This is a genomic window from Enterococcus sp. 125944 (assembly GCF_051909435.1).
Taxonomy (GTDB): Bacteria; Bacillota; Bacilli; order Lactobacillales; family Enterococcaceae; genus Enterococcus_D; species Enterococcus_D gallinarum.
Genome location: NZ_JBQASY010000012.1, coordinates 89,358 through 106,834 on the forward strand (window position 1 = coordinate 89,358; position 17,477 = coordinate 106,834).

At 43.2% G+C, this 17,477-nt stretch carries 15 protein-coding genes, 1 pseudogene and 1 other annotated feature (1 of these 17 only partly in view); of the genes and pseudogenes, 10 read left to right on the forward strand and 6 right to left on the reverse strand.

From position 1 onward, the window contains the following. Window positions 1-37 (forward strand) — a binding site (T-box leader) (it extends 167 nt beyond the left edge of the window). Window positions 38-438: 401 nt separating this feature from the next. The 4 genes from hisS to ACTFWY_RS11510 all read left to right on the forward strand — a co-directional run bounded on the left by hisS (window position 439) and on the right by ACTFWY_RS11510 (window position 6,636). Then, complete coding sequence (gene hisS, locus ACTFWY_RS11495) at window positions 439-1,752, forward strand: histidine--tRNA ligase (RefSeq protein WP_003128675.1); 1,314 nt, start codon at window positions 439-441, stop codon at window positions 1,750-1,752. Further along, a complete protein-coding gene (gene aspS / locus ACTFWY_RS11500) occupies window positions 1,749-3,521 on the forward strand; it encodes an aspartate--tRNA ligase (protein ID WP_003128677.1) in 1,773 nt (590 codons plus the stop codon). The genes hisS and aspS overlap by 4 nt, the downstream gene beginning before the upstream one ends. A 165-nt stretch (window positions 3,522-3,686) precedes the next feature. Further along, on the forward strand, window positions 3,687-4,562 hold the full coding sequence (locus ACTFWY_RS11505) for a YitT family protein (protein ID WP_005472693.1): 876 nt from the start codon (window positions 3,687-3,689) through the stop codon (window positions 4,560-4,562). A 205-nt stretch (window positions 4,563-4,767) separates the two neighbouring features. Further along, window positions 4,768-6,636 carry an acyltransferase family protein gene (locus ACTFWY_RS11510; protein WP_096711010.1) on the forward strand — a complete coding sequence of 623 codons (1,869 nt, stop codon included), beginning with the start codon at window positions 4,768-4,770 and terminating at the stop codon, window positions 6,634-6,636. 129 nt (window positions 6,637-6,765) lie between these two features. Here ACTFWY_RS11510 and dhaL read toward each other — a convergent pair whose 3' ends face one another. The 4 genes from dhaL to ACTFWY_RS11530 form a co-directional block, all read right to left on the reverse strand. Further along, window positions 6,766-7,365 carry a dihydroxyacetone kinase subunit DhaL gene (dhaL, locus tag ACTFWY_RS11515; RefSeq protein ID WP_003128682.1) on the reverse strand — a complete coding sequence of 200 codons (600 nt, stop codon included), beginning with the start codon at window positions 7,363-7,365 and terminating at the stop codon, window positions 6,766-6,768. A gap of 14 nt (window positions 7,366-7,379) precedes the next feature. Next, window positions 7,380-8,363, reverse strand: a complete 984-nt coding sequence (dhaK, locus tag ACTFWY_RS11520) for a dihydroxyacetone kinase subunit DhaK (RefSeq protein ID WP_249455687.1) — start codon at window positions 8,361-8,363, stop codon at window positions 7,380-7,382. Continuing rightward, window positions 8,363-8,764, reverse strand: coding sequence for a dihydroxyacetone kinase phosphoryl donor subunit DhaM (gene dhaM / locus ACTFWY_RS11525; RefSeq protein WP_137264512.1), 402 nt, complete (start codon window positions 8,762-8,764; stop codon window positions 8,363-8,365). Before dhaM ends, dhaK begins: the two co-directional genes overlap by 1 nt. Before the next feature lie 221 nt (window positions 8,765-8,985). After that, a complete protein-coding gene (locus tag ACTFWY_RS11530; protein ID WP_137264513.1) occupies window positions 8,986-11,316 on the reverse strand; it encodes an HAD-IC family P-type ATPase in 2,331 nt (776 codons plus the stop codon). 275 nt (window positions 11,317-11,591) lie between these two features. Here ACTFWY_RS11530 and rpsN point away from each other — a divergent pair, with 275 nt between their 5' ends. Together rpsN and queG are read left to right on the forward strand one after the other, a co-directional pair. Next, window positions 11,592-11,861 carry a 30S ribosomal protein S14 gene (rpsN, locus tag ACTFWY_RS11535; protein ID WP_021149158.1) on the forward strand — a complete coding sequence of 90 codons (270 nt, stop codon included), beginning with the start codon at window positions 11,592-11,594 and terminating at the stop codon, window positions 11,859-11,861. Between the two features lie 272 nt (window positions 11,862-12,133). Then, window positions 12,134-13,324: a tRNA epoxyqueuosine(34) reductase QueG gene (gene queG / locus ACTFWY_RS11540; protein WP_003128702.1), complete on the forward strand. Its 1,191-nt coding sequence runs from the start codon at window positions 12,134-12,136 to the stop codon at window positions 13,322-13,324. A 223-nt stretch (window positions 13,325-13,547) separates the two neighbouring features. Here the strand turns inward: queG and ACTFWY_RS11545 are convergent, their stop codons facing one another. Next, window positions 13,548-13,904 (reverse strand): hypothetical protein, encoded by a 357-nt coding sequence (locus tag ACTFWY_RS11545; protein ID WP_003128703.1) that lies wholly within the window; start codon window positions 13,902-13,904, stop codon window positions 13,548-13,550. Between the two features lie 171 nt (window positions 13,905-14,075). On the opposite strand from ACTFWY_RS11545, the gene ACTFWY_RS11550 reads away from it, so the two are divergent. The 4 genes from ACTFWY_RS11550 to ACTFWY_RS11565 all read left to right on the forward strand — a co-directional run bounded on the left by ACTFWY_RS11550 (window position 14,076) and on the right by ACTFWY_RS11565 (window position 17,221). Beyond that, complete coding sequence (locus ACTFWY_RS11550) at window positions 14,076-14,951, forward strand: SPFH domain-containing protein (protein WP_003128704.1); 876 nt, start codon at window positions 14,076-14,078, stop codon at window positions 14,949-14,951. A gap of 4 nt (window positions 14,952-14,955) precedes the next feature. Then, entirely contained in the window at window positions 14,956-15,453 is a 498-nt protein-coding gene (locus tag ACTFWY_RS11555) for an LURP-one-related/scramblase family protein (RefSeq protein WP_003128705.1), read from the forward strand. 39 nt (window positions 15,454-15,492) lie between these two features. Continuing rightward, window positions 15,493-16,362, forward strand: coding sequence for a fructokinase ScrK (scrK, locus tag ACTFWY_RS11560; RefSeq protein ID WP_249455688.1), 870 nt, complete (start codon window positions 15,493-15,495; stop codon window positions 16,360-16,362). Between the two features lie 103 nt (window positions 16,363-16,465). Further along, window positions 16,466-17,221 carry an alpha/beta fold hydrolase gene (locus ACTFWY_RS11565; RefSeq protein ID WP_003128709.1) on the forward strand — a complete coding sequence of 252 codons (756 nt, stop codon included), beginning with the start codon at window positions 16,466-16,468 and terminating at the stop codon, window positions 17,219-17,221. Window positions 17,222-17,375: 154 nt separating this feature from the next. Here ACTFWY_RS11565 and ACTFWY_RS11570 read toward each other — a convergent pair. After that, window positions 17,376-17,477 (reverse strand): annotated as a pseudogene (locus tag ACTFWY_RS11570) (IS30 family transposase); the annotation flags it as partial.

Sequence of the window (17,477 nt, forward strand, 5' to 3'; positions counted from 1 at the left end):
TTTTAGGTGGTACCGCGTGTAATAACTCGCCCTTGTGTAGAAAACAAGGGCGAGTTTTTTGCTGTGAATCACTGCGATTGACCTGCGAAGCAGGGCAGAGCAGATGATGAACAGTAGTAGGCGACCGGAGGGAGAGTAGTCACCGCTTTTCGAATCACTGCGATTGACCTGCGAAGCAGGGCAGAGCAGATGATGAACAGTAGTAGGCGACCGGAGGGAGAGTAGTCACCGCTTTCCGAATCACTGCGACTGGTCGAAGACTATGCAAGTCCTTCTTAGCGACAGCTTAGAAGCGACGGTAGGCGTAACGCAGAGTAGACGAGCAGATGATGAACAGAAAATCGTTTCCCACAATGGATCAAATCAGTATAGTTGTAATGAATACATACGATCGTTTTTGATCGATCGAAGATACCCACAATAGGAGGATGAAAACAGATGAGTTATCAACGTCCAAAAGGCACCAATGATATTTTACCAGGAGAATCCGAAAAATGGCAGTTTGTTGAAGAAACAGCCCGTTTGGTTTTTCGTGATTACCAGTACAATGAAATCCGCACACCGATTTTTGAACATTTTGAAGTGATTGCTAGAAGCGTTGGTGATACAACCGACATCGTTTCAAAAGAAATGTACGATTTCTATGACAAAGGAGAGCGCCATGTGACATTGCGTCCGGAAGGCACAGCGCCGATTGCTCGTTCTTATGTTGAAAATAAACTTTTCGGACCTGAATACAACAAGCCTTACAAAGTCTTTTATATTGGACCGATGTTCCGCTATGAACGGCCGCAAAAAGGTCGCTTACGTCAATTCCATCAAATCGGTGTAGAAGCATTTGGTTCCGCAAATCCTGCGACAGATGTTGAAACGATGGCGATGGCGATGGATTTCTTTAAACAATTAGGGCTAAGTCAACTTCGATTAGTGATTAACTCTTTAGGGGATAAAGAAACGCGTAAGAACTATCGTCAAGCACTGATTGATTATTTATCGCCTCATGAAGCAGAATTAAGTGAAGATTCAAAACGTCGTCTGCATGAGAATCCACTGCGGGTTTTAGATAGTAAAGACAAACGAGATCAACAGTTCGTTGCGGATGCTCCTTCGATCTTGGACTATTTAAGTCCGGAAGCTAAAGCCCATTTTGAAACAGTCATCACGATGTTGGATGCTTTGGACATTCCTTATGAGATTGATTCAAATATGGTCCGGGGACTGGATTATTATACCCATACTATTTTTGAGATTATGAGTGAAGCGCCAAAAATGGGGGCGCAAGCTACGATCTGTGCGGGTGGACGCTATGACCATCTGGTCGAAGAATTAGGCGGCCCACAAACGCCAGGTTTCGGTTTTGCGATGGGCTTAGAACGTCTATTGATCACAATGGAAGCAGAAGAAGTCGTTATTCCAGCATTGAACGAATTAGATGCTTATGTTGTTGGTCTAGGAGAAGCAACCAATTTGGAAGCATTGAAAGTCGTTCAGGCGATCCGTAATTTTGGCTTTTCGGCAGATCGTGATTTTATGAATCGGAAAGCAAAAGCGCAGTTCAAATCGGCAGATAAGCAAGGGGCGCGTTTGGTGCTGACCCTAGGTGAAAATGAATTAGCTGAACAAGTGATCAACATCAAATCGATGGCAAGCCGGATCGAGAAACAATTTAAGTTAGCCGATCTGTATGATCATTTTGATGAAATCTATGATGAAATGACTACAATCTTAATCAAGCAAGGAGAAGAAGAATGAGCAAACGTACAGTATATTGTGGGCGCGTCTCAGAAGCCCATTTAGATCAAACCGTTACTTTAAAAGGCTGGGTCCAAAAACGTCGTGACTTAGGCGGAGTGATTTTCATTGATTTGCGGGACAGAGAAGGGATCGTGCAAGTTGTCTTTAATCCGGAAGTATCCAAAGAAGCATGGGCGATTGCAGATACTTGCCGCAGCGAGTATGTGCTAGAAGTGACAGGTCAAGTCATCAATCGAGCACCGGAAGCAATCAATCCTAAGATGAAAACCGGGCACTATGAAGTGATGGTCAGCGAGATCACTATTTTGAATACAGCCAAAACACCTGCATTTTCGATCGAAGATGATCAAATTGTAGGAGACGAAACGCGGTTGAAATATCGTTATTTGGATTTACGCCGTCCCAAAATGACTAAGAATATCATGATGCGGGCAAAAACGACACAAGTGATTCGTCATTTCTTGGATACCAATGACTTTCTAGATATCGAAACCCCTTATTTAGCGAAATCAACACCAGAAGGCGCCAGAGATTATCTCGTTCCTTCCCGGGTTTACCCTGGTCATTTTTATGCATTGCCACAATCGCCACAAATTTTCAAACAATTATTGATGGGTGCTGGATTCGATCGTTACTATCAAATCGTCCGTTGCTTCCGGGATGAAGACTTGCGGGGAGACCGTCAGCCTGAATTTACCCAAGTCGATATTGAAACAACCTTTTTGACGGCGGAAGAGATTCAAGCTTACACGGAGGAACTGTTAGTCAATGTCATGCGTGAAGTCAAAGGGCTAGAAGTAACTACGCCGTTTCCGCGAATGACTTACGATGATGCCATGGCACGTTATGGCAGCGACAAGCCAGATACTCGGTTTGACATGGAATTGATTGATTTGTCCGAAACCGTTAAAGATGTTGATTTCAAAGTTTTCCAAATGGCGCTTGAAAATGGCGGTGTGGTGAAAGCATTGAATGCGAAAGGTGCTGCGGATAAATATTCCCGAAAAGATATGGATAATTTGGGACATTACGCAGGACAGTTTGGTGCGAAAGGGTTAGCATGGGTCAAAGTAGAAGAAGATGGCTTAAAAGGACCAATCGCAAAATTCTTGACTGACGCTGCAGCATCGATCATTGCTGCTACGAATGCAGAAGTGGGCGATATCCTAATGTTTGGTGCGGATAAGTTTGAGATCGTTTCGGCGGCTTTAGGAGCAATCCGCAGCAAGTTAGGAAAAGAATTAGGCTTGATCGATGAAAGCAAGTTCAATTTCTTATGGGTAACAGATTGGCCACAATTTGAATACGATGCAGAAGCTGGCCGCTATGTCTCTGCTCACCATCCATTTACGATGCCTAAAGAAAAAGATGTACCCTTGTTGGCAACTGATCCTGCAAAAGTGTATGCGGAAGCTTATGATATCGTCTTGAACGGTTACGAGCTTGGCGGTGGGTCTCTCCGGATCCATCAGCGGGATGTTCAAGAACAAATGTTTGAAACCCTTGGTTTTTCTCGCCGTGAAATGGAAGAACAATTTGGTTTCTTGCTGACGGCATTAGACTATGGGTTCCCACCACATGGCGGAATCGCACTAGGCTTGGATCGTTTAGTGATGTTGCTGGCTGGTGAAGAAAACATCCGTGAAGTGATCGCATTCCCTAAAAACGGGAAAGCCGCCGATCCAATGTCACAAGCGCCAAGTAAAGTGGCGCCGCTGCAATTGTTCGAATTGAATATTGATGTCACGACAGTTGAAGAAGACTAAGTAAAAAGAAATGAACAAGTAAAGAACAAACGAGCGAATGATGAATGAAAATAGACGATTAAGAAAATTCCATGAGAATTTGTCTATTTCTTTCATTGTTCGTTTCTTTTTTTACTATCTGAAGTATAATAAGAGCAAATCAACAAAGCGAGGCTCTTGAATGAAATGAATACCCTCTTTAAATGGCTGCCACACCCTGATTATGCCAACAAATTATCGTTTTCGATCGTCTACGCCATTTTATCGGCGATCGCAGTCAATTTTTTTTATCAACCCGGCAAAATCTATTCTAGCGGGATCACAGGGATAGCTCAAATTTTGACCACCGTTTCCACGGATTGGCTTGGATTCTATATCCCCGTCTCAGTCGCCCTATTGTTGCTGAATATTCCGCTTTTCTTTCTCGGCTGGTTCAAGATTGGTCATAAATTTACGATTTTCACAGGAATTACTGTAGTCCTAACATCTTTGTTCGTACAGATTCTTCCAGAAGAAACACTGACGACAGATCCGATGATCTGCGGGATTTTTGGGGGAGCCATCAACGGAGCCGGTATTGGTTATGCGCTAAAAAGCGGACTTTCCTCTGGCGGCCTCGATTTTGTAAGTATCGCGATCCGGAAACGTACGGGGAAAACCATCGGGTCCATCTCGATTTTTTTCAATATTGCCATCATGTTTGCTGCGGGCATCCTGTTCGGCTGGCAGTATGCGCTATATAGTGCCATTGCGATTTTTGTCAGTGGTAAAGTCACCGATGCTGTTTTTACCAAGCAAAAGAAAATGCAGGTAACGATTATTACGAGAATTCCTGAAGAAGTCATCCATACGATCCAGAAAAGTCTGCGCCGAGGAATTACGATCATCAATGAAGCAGAAGGAGCCTACAAGCATGATAAACAGACAGTATTATTGACTGTCGTTACACGCTTCGAGTTGCCGATGTTACGTTCTGCCATGAAAGAAGCAGATCCCAAGGCATTTGTCAGTATTGCTGAAAATGTACAAATATTGGGTCGTTTTTATGAAGAAGAATTATAGGAGAGCTTGAATCAAAGCGTTTCGTGATGAAATGCTTTTTTCTTTTTGTAAAAATTAATTTTTTTAGAAAATAGAGTATTCTTGCTAGCTTTCTTGTTGCTTTATCTGGTAAATTATGAAGAAATGGGTCATTATTTTTTAATGGTTCCACATTGACTGTTTCTTACGAAAACAGTTGATCAAAAAAAAGAAAAGTGGTTGGAGAATGAACAAACGGTTAAAAACAAGCCGCTATATCACTGGTTTCGACGGTATCCGTACATTAGCCGTGATCGGCGTTATCTTATATCATTTATTACCTACTCAAATGCGAGGCGGGTATTTAGGAGTTCCTGTTTTTTTTGTAGTTTCTGGTTATTTGATCACCGATTTGCTTCGACAGGAGTGGGACCAGAACGGTCGTATTGCTGTCAAAGATTTTTATGTCCGCCGGATGAAACGACTGTATCCTGGCATGGTGGTGATGCTGCTTCTGTCTGCTGCCTATATTACATTGTTCCAGCGGAATTTACTGAATAATCTGCGGGGAGTCGTCGTCAGCAGTCTCTTGTATGTCAACAACTGGTGGCAGATCAATCACGGTCTTTCTTATTTTGACCGATTCGGCAATGAATCTCCCTTTACGCATCTATGGTCTTTGGCTGTTGAAGGACAGAATTATTTGATTTGGCCGTTACTCTTTATTTTATTGATGAAGTTAGTCAAAAATCGTGGGACGATTTTTAAAATCGTGATCGGCTGCTCGTTACTTTCGGCTCTTTTATTAGCGATCTGGTATTCACCAGGGGCAGACCCTACTCGAGTTTATTATGGTACCGACACGCGTTTGTTTTCGATTTGGATGGGAAGTGCGCTGGCTTTCATTTGGCCCAGCACCCATTTAAAAAAAGAAATTCCGAAGAAAGCGAAGCGGGTATTGAACCTAGCTGGTGGTCTTTCTTTTATTGGTTTAGTGATAACATTTTTTGTGCTAGATGATCATCTTTCCTTTGTTTATTACGGAGGAATGCTGCTAGTCAGCTTGCTTTGTACGATCTTGGTGGCGGTCACTGCCCATCCTGGAGCTAGTCTGAACCGTTGGCTGACAAATCCGTTATTCAGTTACATCGGCAAGCGGAGTTATGGGATTTATTTGTATCAGTTCCCTGTGATGATTTTTTATGAAGCAAAGATTGGGAATGTCGGCGAAAATGTTCTCCTGCATACATTGATTGAGATTGTATTGATTCTCTTGATCAGTGAATTGTCCTATCGGTTTATCGAAAATCCGTTGCGGAAATTTCACTACAAAGATACTTTCCGCACGGTGCGCAATTGGTTTAGTAAACCAGTGATCAGTCGACAAAAACCTTGGCTGCTTCCAGGACTGCTTGTTTCCTTAGTTGCTCTTTATGGAATAGCTACCGCTCCGGTGAATTATGTAGATGCGCAACAGCAGCAGTTAAAAGAAAATATTGCTGCCAATAAAAAAGCGGCAGAACAGACACAAAAAAATGCGAATGGCTCGGATACAGAAAGTACAGGAGACAATTCTTCAAAGGCAACGGAAGCCGAACAATCAGTAATGGAAAAATATGGGTTGACAGAAGCCCAGGTGAAGAAGGCTGAAGAGCTGGAAATTACCGCTTTTGGTGATTCTGTTATGCTGGATGCCACTGCCGACTTGCAAGAAATTTTTCCCAAAGCTGTCGTTGATGGGGATGTGGGACGACAATTGTATGAGAGTCCGGAACTGATCAAAGCGTTGAAAGAAAAAGATTTGTTACGAGATACGGTATTGATCGGTCTAGGAACGAATGGGTCCTTTACAGAAACCCAATTCGATAATTTGATGAAAGAAATTGGCGATCGCAAAGTCTATTGGATCAATGTGCGGGTACCTACGCAAAGATGGCAAAATGAGGTCAACAGCATGCTGGAGAAAATGGCTGCTAAATACGACAATATGACATTGATCGATTGGTATGATTTAAGTAATGAACATGAAGAGTGGTTCTATGAAGATCGAGTTCATCCAAATCCTGATGGCATGTTGCAATATTGTACACTAGTTTCTCAAGCTATTTTGCAATAATGGCGTTGACTATTTCTTAGAAAAATAAACTAACCGAGAGGTCTCAAGCACAGATTCTTGTTTATCTTCAAGAATCGCAAGAGATCTCTCGGTTTTTTGTATCGCCTTTCCTAAGTGGAATGAGGATCTTTATCCAATCGTTGCAACAAGCGTTTCAAACAACAATGCACTGGAAGCGGCACCTGGATCGATATGTCCGATTGCCCGCTCGCCTAAATAAGAAGCACGGCCTTTTTTAGCGACTAGGTCTTTTGTATGTTCTTTGGCTTCCTCGATTTGTTCTTTAGTCAGACTGCCGTTTTTTAACGCTGCGGCAACGGGTTGCCAGACATCGACCATCGTTTTGTCTTCGAATTCTGCTTTGCCTCGAGCTTTGATCCCATTAAGCCCTTCTTCGATGATGCTTCCTAATTGTTCATACGAATCAATTGTTTCTAGTTCTTTTGTAGCTTTGGTCATGTTCATGAATGCTGAGCCATAAAGTGGACCTGAAGCACCACCAACTTTAGAGATCAATGCCATCGAGAGTACTTTGAATGTGTCTGTGATTGTTTTAGGCTGTTGTTTTGCGAATGCTTCTTGATAGGCTGCGACGCCGCGAGCCATATTGTTGCCGTGATCGCCGTCACCAATAGGGGTATCTAGATCACTTAAATAGCCTTTATTTTCCTCAATGGCTTTTGTAAATGCATTTAACCATTGTTGGGTCATCTCTGTTGTCATTTGCATTGAAAATTCCTCCTTTACCAAGCAATCGTTTCAACAGGTTCGTTGAGCGCATCCGTCGCATCGTTGTTACTGAAATCGATCATGGTCAATGATAGACCTTGCATATCGATAGAGGTCATATAGTTGCCGACTTTATGGAATGTGACAGAAATGTCTTTGTCTGCGAGCAATTTCTGTACATCGTTGGCAAAGACGAATTGTTCCATCAGCGGTGTACCACCCATGCCGTTGATCAAGACACCAACTTTTTTCGGTATTTGTTCATAATCAGCTAAAATTTTGTCCACCAATTCCTTGGCTAGCTCTTTCGATGGTTTCAATTTTTCCCGGCGATAACCAGGTTCTCCATGGATTCCCACGCCATACTCGATTTCATCATCTGCTAATTCAAAACCAGGTTTACCCACTTCTGGAACGGTTGCTGCTTTTAAGGCAACACCAATGGTTTTGATGGTCGGAACTAATGCTTCACCTAATTCTTTTAATTCAGTTAATGAACGTCCTTGACGAGCAAAAGCACCCAAAATCTTATGAACGAGAATGGTTCCAGCCACGCCTCGTTTTCCAGCAGTATAGGTACTGTTCTCGACGGCAATATCATCATCTACGACGACGATTTCAGCAGTGATGTCTTCCATCTCAGCCATATCTTTGGCCATTTCAAAGTTTAGGATATCTCCCGTATAGTTTTTAACGATCAAAAGCACGCCTTGCCCTTGATCGGCTTCTTTGATCCCAGTCAGGATCTGATCTGGTGTTGGAGAAGTGAAGACGTCTCCCAAGACGGCGGCACTCAACATACCATCACCAACAAACCCAGCGTGTGCCGGTTCGTGTCCGCTGCCTCCGCCTGAGACTAAGCCAACTTGTTCGTGGGTGGTGTTTTTTGCTACGACTCGGGAGTCTTCGACTTGATGAACCAGTTGCGGATAGCTGGCAACCAGACCAGCTAGCATTTCTTCGACGATCGCTGAAGGATCATTGATTATTTTTTTCATTATTGTTTCCATCCTTTCTCAGCTGCTTTTTGGGCTTCTGCTGTGATCTGGGATAGGTCATCACTGAATCCAGCGGTGATTGCTGCGGCAAAAGCACCTTCTACAAGCGGTGCATCAATCAAGTGATAGCGGGTTTGCTGTTCCGGTTCCAACATATCATAGGCTAGCTCTGCGTTTAGTATGGCACTACCCAAATCAGCAAAAACGAGAATCTGTTCGGCATCCGGAGACTGATTGACCGCTTCAACGATTTTTGTCGGATCAGACCCTAATTCGCCTTCAGCTGTTCCACCCAATGAAAAAAGAGTGACTGTTTCGCTGTCCGACATGTCTTCGATCATGGCTTTCAGTCCGTCTGTCAGTTGTTGACTGTGAGAAACAAGTAAAATACTTTTCTTCATTTCGATTCACCAACGCTTTCTTAAATAGATTCAGCGGCAGTAGACGAAACCGCCTTCACTAAAAGTATAACAAATTTTGTGAAACTTGCATGGATGACGATTGCTCCACTATATAAATAGAAAATAATTGAAGAACAGATAAAAAAACCGAGCAACTACAAATAAATATCCTTAATTAGGAGAATTTATCATAGTTGTCCGGAATCATTTTTTTCCATTGATCAAGCCGTAGCGTTTTGCTCTAGCCGGCGGGTGATCTGTGTTGCAAGGGCAGATAGCCCCCACTGCAATAAGCAGTTGATCGCCATCAATCCAACAAAGATTGGCAAGGTGATGCTAGTCAAAAAGCCTACTTCTAAAATGTGATGGAAGAGCATTGCGGCGATGTATGTTCCGCTAATCGTGGTTACGATCAAAAATAAGCGCAATGGATTTAGCGGCAAACAGCTGCGGATCACAGCTAAACAACTGATGCCGATCAGCAGATAATAGAACAATGTAGTTGCGGTCATTGGTTCCCAGCCATAGTCAGTTTGCAGGAACTGTACAGCGAAATAATTCAGAAGCACCAAAAGTGCGCTCGGCAACGCTCGCAGCAATGCGGTAGGCAAGTAACGGCCGGTGATTCGCTTTTTTTCTTCTTCAAAGGAAAGGAAGAAGGAAGGATATCCTTCAATCGCCAGGTCCAATAATGTGATTTGGATCGGAATAAAAGGAAATGCCGTAGAAGTGGCAACACATAGTAAGGACAATAGGAAGCTGTAGATCGTTTTGATAAAAAAGATCCCAGATACTTTCGTCACATTATTAACGACACGGCGACCTTCAAAGAGTGCTGCTGGCAGTGTCGTGAAATCGGAATCTAATAAAACCAGATTCGCGATTTGACGAGCCGCACTGTCCCCAGCAGCCATAGCGATACTGACATCGGCTTCACGCAGTGCCAACACGTCATTGACGCCGTCTCCAGTCATGGCGACCGTATTGCCTAGTGCCTTCAACTCAGAAACTAGCAGTTTCTTTCGCTGAGGCGTCACTCGCCCAAAAACGGTATAGGTTTGGGCAGCTTGACGAACGTCTGCTTCTTCTGTTAGTTGGGAAAGATCGATATAGTTCTCGGAATCAGGCAATCCGGCGCGTTTGGCGATGGCTGCAACAGTGATCGGATTGTCACCCGAGATCACTTTCAAGTCCACTCCTTCTGCAGACAGGTAGGCCAATGTGCTTTCTGCATTTTCCCGAATCACATCAGCAAGAACAAGTACTGCCAGCGGGGCAGCCTTTGCTGGATCAAAGGGCTGATTGGCGTCGTTATAATGAGGATCAAGAGCCAAGACGAGGACTCTTAAACCAGCCGATTGCGCTTCTTGAATTTGCGGCAGCTGTTGGTTGGCGATCGTCTTTTCAGGTGCTCCTAGATAGACTGCCCCTAATTCGTGAAATGCGATAGCACCCCATTTTCGATCAGAAGAAAATGGCATTGATGCAAAGGACTGGTAATGCTCAGATCCGGTGATGGTTTGGCGCAACGCTTGCATCGTCACATTGTTGTCGGTACTGGCAGCCAAATAACTGCCTAAGATTGCCGTTATATCTTGGGTGTCATCGATTGGCTGGATCGATTCGACGGATAATCGACCTTCCGTTAATGTGCCGGTTTTGTCTAAACAGAGGGTATCGACATGGGCCAGTGTCTCGATCGCGTACATATCTTGGACTAAGATCCTTTTTTTGGCTAGTTTGATGACACCCGTGGTCAAAGCAATGCTGATCAATAGGACGAGTCCTTTAGGCAGCATTCCCAATAAAGCAGCAGACGAAACGATCACTGCTTCTTTTAAGTCACTGCCACGAAATAAATAAGCTTGTAGAAATAGGATCACCCCTAATGGAACAATCACTAGACTGGTGAATTTTGTGACTTTGCGAATCGAAGAAACTAGCTCTGAACGCAGCGGTTTATGTGTTTTGGCTTCATTGCTTAATTTTGCCGCATAATTCTCTGCTCCTACGCGGATCACTTTTGCAGTGACCTCTCCACTGGCGACAAAACTGCCAGATAAGAGAGTCGCGTCGTTTTCTTTGACGACGAGATCGGCTTCGCCTGTCAGCATCGACTCATTGACATCGGCTTGTCCAGATAAAACCACCATGTCGGCTGGAATCTGTTCTCCTGCACCAATGACAACAAGATCATCAAGGACCAGGGATTTGGCATCCACCGACTGTGTAACGCCATCTCGTATCACACGTATTTCTTGTTGGGCGATGATCGAGAGTTTTTTGACTAGATTTCGAGCATGGATCTCTTGACTGATCCCTACAGTGATATTGATCAAAATGATTACCAGATAAAATAAATTGGAATAGGCGCCAACTGCTAGAAGACAGACACCAATCAACAAGTTCAGCAAATTGAACAATGTGAGGATATTGTCCTTAAAAATTGCTGTCGTAGACTTCGATGTTTTTGTTTCATAATCGTTGTGTTGGCCTTGTTCGGTTCGTTGTGTGACTTCTTCTGAGGTAAGTCCCGTATCTATTTGCTTCATATAATTCTCCATTTCTTTCAGATTCCTTGTTTAGTCTAGCATGCCAAGAAGTCATTGCAAGAAATGATGAAAAAATAATTGAAATCTTAAAAAACAGTAGCGGTTTGTTCGAAAGAAGGGGCTTTTCATTGACTTGTTCCCAGAAACTTGATATAGTCATAATGCTCAAATAGTAATGATTTCGATTTGTTGTTTTTGAATCGAAAATGGAGGACTCTGCTAGCTGATTTCTTTTCTTTTTAGAATGATGGATAGAAAAAACAAAGGAGAAAATAATGGCCAAAAAATCAAAACAAGCAAAAGCAAAAAAACAAGCCGCAATGATCGAGCAATACGCAGAGATCCGTTACCAATTGAAACAAGCAAAAGATCACCAAGCTTTAGCAAAATTGCCTAAAGATTCTAATCCGAATCGCTTGAAGAATCGGGATATGACTGATGGTCGTCCACGGGGCTATATGCGTAAATTTGGTCTTTCACGGATCACTTTTCGACAATTGGCACATGAAGGCAAATTGCCAGGTGTAAAAAAAGCTAGTTGGTAAACGTTTAATAGGTGTAACAAAAATAATACAATCAAACGATCTCCCTTCTAGATAGCTCAGAAATGCGCTGTATGGAGGGGTATTCAAGGAAAACTATCTGAATGCTGAGGCAGCTGATCTCCTAAAAAGACTGGGAGATAGACGCCGAGCGTTTAGGTAGTTTTTTGTTTGAATTTTTTGAGGGCAGCGATTCGACTAATCGGAAGTGGTCTCGTATAATAGAAAAAGCAAAGACGAAGGTCTGATGAACACATGTTGGATAGGAGTATATCATGTCTTTAAAAGAGAAAATCATCGCAGAAAGCAAGCGTTTAGGTATTGATAAAATCGGCTTTGCTTCTGCTGAACCGTTTTATGAATTAGAGTCCTCGTTGAGGGAGCAGCGCGCGAAAGGCCATACATCTGGTTTCGAACATCAAGTGATCGAAGAGCGGATATATCCAGAAAGAACCTTTGAAAATCCGCAAACAATCATTGCGATCGCTCTGGCATATCCGACAAAAATCAAAGAGAAAGTGCCGCGAGATGAGAAACGGGGGATGTTTGCCCGCGCCTCTTGGGGGATCGATTACCATGATATTTTACGTGATCGCTTAGAAAAATTGATCCAGTTTATCAAAGCGCAAGCAGAGAATCTGGAAGAAGCAGAAAGCTGGCGGTTTGCCCCGCAAGTGGATACCGGTGAGCTGGTGGATGTGGCAGTTGCACAGCGTGCTGGTTTGGGGTTTATTGGCCGCAATGGCTTATTGATCACGGAAGAATTTGGTTCTTTTGTTTATTTAGGCGAGATCGTCACCAATATTTCCTTCGAAACAGATGAAGCGGTACCCTTTGGCTGTGGGGATTGTATGCGCTGTGTTACTGCCTGTCCTACAAAAGCGCTCTTAGGGGATGGGCGAATGAACGCACAGCGCTGCCTTTCCTATCAGACACAAACAAAAGGCATGATGCCTGAGGAATATCGTAAAAAGATGCATAATGTCATCTATGGCTGTGATATTTGTCAGTTGGTCTGTCCCTACAATCGAGGCAAGGATTTCCATTTTCATCAGGAAATGGAACCGGAAGTAGAAACCGTTTATCCTAAGTTGCAGCCAATGCTTTCTTTATCAAATAAAGCTTTTAAGAATCAGTTTGGGCATTTATCTGGTTCTTGGCGCGGGAAGAAACCATTGCAGCGTAATGCGATCATTGCCTTAGCAAATCTGGGAGATCGCACCGCATTGCCAGCCATCTGGCGGTGTGCGACAGAAGACGTCCGACCTGTCATCCGTGGAACAGCCTATTGGGCCATTGGACAATTAGGCATCAAAGAACCCGAACAATGGCTAGAACGCTTACAGCAATGCGAAGAACTAGAACCAGAAGAAGAAGCACGCGTTGAACTACAAGCGGCGATCGAACGCTTAAAAACGATCGTGGCATCCTCCGGTGCAGATCGGAAAAACAAGTCAGTTGATTGATTGCGTGCTAGGCGGAACTCCATAAGCACGTGAGCAATCGTACAAAAAATTAAAGCACGCGATTTTTTATAATAAAGAGCCGAGCAATGTTTAGAATACGTCAACTATGCCGCAAATGCGACATGACCTGAAAAGTCTGGAAGTATTCCGACATTGCTCGGCTATTGGTCGAATGGATGCTATTTTTAGGGGAAGATTTTTCACAGTAGTCTATTTTTTCAGCTTAATCCAGCACATCATCGCTTTCAACGATTTCTTCTGAGTCTAATTCAAAGTCTGGTGCTGGATGGACACGTTCCGGTAATTCCATCTCTAGTTCAGCTGTTTGTTGGTATTCGTTGTCGCTATCAGCAACGTCAATCAATATATCCGTTGGCAGTTCTTGATCGATTCGATAGCCTTGTGCATGGCGCGCATCGAGTAGTTCTAAGAGGTGCTGCCATTCATCTTTGGCAATCACCACGACATCGATTCCTTCTTGATTTTGAATTTCGACAACAGAAGATAGATCAGTCCCAACAGTCTGAATGATTTCTTCTAATGACCATTTTACGTTTTCTAATGAAATTTTTTGTGCCATTTGGATACCCCTTTCTTGTCAATTGACTCTCATTTCATTGTAGCGGGAATTTGGTTGATTGCAAAATAGTATGATCGCAGGTCTATGAAAGGGGTTAAAAAAATGAGAAGAAGAATTGAAGTCTTTTGTGAACAAAGGTAATATGGTATTAAAAGAAATGAGGGAGTAAAGATGAAAGAAAAACAAACGTTTCATGTTAACGGTTACTTAGCACTGATCGTCTTGATCGCCTTAATGATCGGCGGCGGCTATCTCTTTTATGATGGGATTGTCCGCAATGCGGTTTGGGAGTTAGTCATCAGTGTCGTGTTGTGGATCATCGCTATCTTGTTCATTAGTTCATTGACGATTGTGCAGCCGAATCAAGCGAAAGCGATTCTTTTCTTTGGTCAATATTTAGGTACCATTAAAGACAATGGACTCTTTGTGACTGTGCCGCTAACACAGAAAATCAATGTATCACTGAAAGTCCGTAACTTCAATAGCTCTTTATTGAAGGTCAATGATTCTGATGGCAATCCGATCGAAATCTCAGCAGTCGTCGTCTTTCGAGTCGTAGATACGGCCAAAGCATTGTTCGATGTCGATTACTACCAAGATTTTGTTGAGATCCAAAGTGAAACAGCGATTCGCCATATCGCTACCCAGTATCCTTATGACACTTTTAATGATGATGATTTGACTTTGCGAGGCAATACCAATGAAGTTTCTGAAGAACTGGCACAAGAACTGCAAGAGCGTTTAGCGGTAGCCGGTGTCGAGGTGATCGAGACGCGGTTGAATCACTTGGCGTATGCCACTGAGATCGCTAGTGCCATGTTGCAGCGTCAGCAAGCCAAAGCAATTTTATCGGCACGACAAATCATTGTTGAAGGAGCGGTCTCCATGACACAAATGGCCTTGGAACAGATCGAAGATGGCCAGGATATTAACTTTACTGACGATCGAAAAGTCCAATTGATCAACAATTTACTCGTATCGATCATTACTGACAAAGGCACTCAACCTGTGATCAATACAGGCGATGTGAAAGAAAAGGCGGTGTAATCAAATGAAAAAACTTTACATCAAGCAAAAAGTCTTCAGTATCGGTGAAAAATTTACTGTCATGGATGAGCAGCAAAAGCCGCGCTATTTTGTCGAAGGGAGTTTCATGAAGATTCCTAAAAGCTTTGCGATTTATGATGAACGACAACAGCAAATCGGTGAAGTCACAAAGAAAGTGTTTAGTCTATTGCCCAAGTTTTTTGTTGAGGTACATGGAGAAGAAGCAATTGTTCTAGAAAAAGAATTCACGCTTTTCAAAGCGCGTTATTCCATCCATGCCCAAGGAATTGAAATTCAGGGGAATTGGTGGGACATGGACTTTGTCGTCAATCGACAGGGACGTCAAATTGCTGAGATTCATAAACGATGGATCTCATGGGGGGATACCTATGAAGTAACGGTTTATGAGGAAGATCTGGAGGACTTGATTATTTGTCTCGTCATTGCCATCGATCGCGTAAAAGCCGATGATGGTGCAGCTGCGAGTTCTGCCAGTACTTAAACAGAAAATGAAAGCAACGATGGAAAAGGAGACGAAAAGATGTACGGATCGATAGAAGCAGGCGGTACAAAATTTGTTTGTGCGATTGGTGAGGAAGAAATGACCATTAAAGAACGGGTCAGTTTTCCCACCACCACACCAGAAGAAACAATGGCATTAGTGATCGATTTTTTCAAAAAGTATGAAGACCAGTTAGTGGGGATCGGTATTGGTTCCTTTGGCCCAATCGATATCCATCGAGATTCCGCAACGTATGGCTACATTACCTCCACACCCAAATTAGCTTGGCAGAATTTTGATTTTGTAGGTACGATGAAACAAGCCTTTCCCATCCCCATTGCTTGGACCACAGATGTCAATGCTGCAGCTTATGGGGAATATGTTTTCGGTAAAGGAAAAGGACTATCCAGTGTAGTTTATTATACGATCGGCACCGGTGTTGGCGGCGGTGCATTACAAGATGGCCGCTTTGTTGAGGGATTCAGCCATCCGGAGATGGGACATATGCTGGTAGTGCCTCATCCTGATGATTTATTCGAAGGCAGCTGTCCATTTCATGGCAACTGTCTCGAAGGGATGGCCGCAGGTCCAGCGATTGAAAAACGCTTAGGAAAGAAAGGACAGGAACTGTCTGAAGATGAGCCTTTCTGGAGCATCGAAGCTGAATATATCGCGCAATGCGCCTACAACACTACATTGATGCTTTCACCGGATGTCATTATTTTTGGTGGTGGCGTAATGAAGCAGCGTCACATGGTGGAAAAGGTTCATCAAGCTTTTGAACGATTGGTCAACGGCTATGTCAAAACACCAGCAGTTGCAGACTACATCGTGACACCTGAATTAGAAGACAATGCAGGAACATTAGGCTGTCTGGCACTAGCACGAGAAGCTGTGTTACATTCCTGATACATGTGATCACACCAAAACATTGGTGTGATTTTTTTGTGATTGAAGGGATTATTTGGCAGGTAAGAGCAGAATGCGTATACTTAAGCAGAGGTGGAAAGAGATGAAAATTGCAGTTCGTAAAAGAAAAATCGGGAATATCCCAGTATTGGAAGTCGTTCCAGAACATTTGATCTATGAACCGTTGCCGTTGATCATTTATTATCATGGTTGGCAAACGAGTAAAGAATTGGTACTGACGCAAGGTCGAAAACTAGCACGGGAAAACTTTCGTGTGATTTTACCTGATGCCGCCAATCATGGCGAACGAAAGACCCAACTATCCGAGATTCCTTCATTGATTTTCTGGCAAAGCATTCATACCAACTTATTTGAGTTTTCTTATTTGGTGGATTTCTTTGAAAATCTAGGCTTGGTAAATAGGCAAATCGCTGTAGGAGGCGTTTCAATGGGAGGGATGACGACTTGCGGCTTGCTATCCCAACATCCGGAGATCACCGCTGCTGCGTGTGTGATGGGCTCGCCATCGATGATCGGTTACCGTGAACGGATCCAGAAACATGCGGGTGCTGCAGGTTTCTTTGTCCCAGATGACTATCAGTTGCTACTGGGATGGATCGAAGCTTATGATCTCCAGACGCAACCAGAAAAACTAGCTGGACGTCCATTGTTGTTCTGGCATGGGACGGAAGATGAGAAAATCCCTTACGCCGATGTAGAAACCTTTGTGCAAGGGAATCCAGAAGCGAATCTGACATTTATCTCTCGCGAAGAACGACATTTAGTTCGTGGAGAGACCATGGATCAGGTAACGGCCTTTTTTGTTGAACAATTAGGAAAAAGCACTGATTCACTCTGACAACAAAAAACGACAGGTATCTAGGTAAGCAAAGGGATTGTGTGGTTATGTACAAGCATAAAATTCGTGTTCTTCATTTTTCTTTTTTATACTGTAGGGTGGAAAAAAGGAGGAATGACTGTGAACTATCGCGTTTTATTATTTTTCTTAATTGTCAAATTAAGTTAGACAGATCATCAATACTTACGTAACTCAAAAATACTTCCAAAGGTGTTCGATAATCCAGTGATTTTCTAGGAATATTATTTCGTTTAGA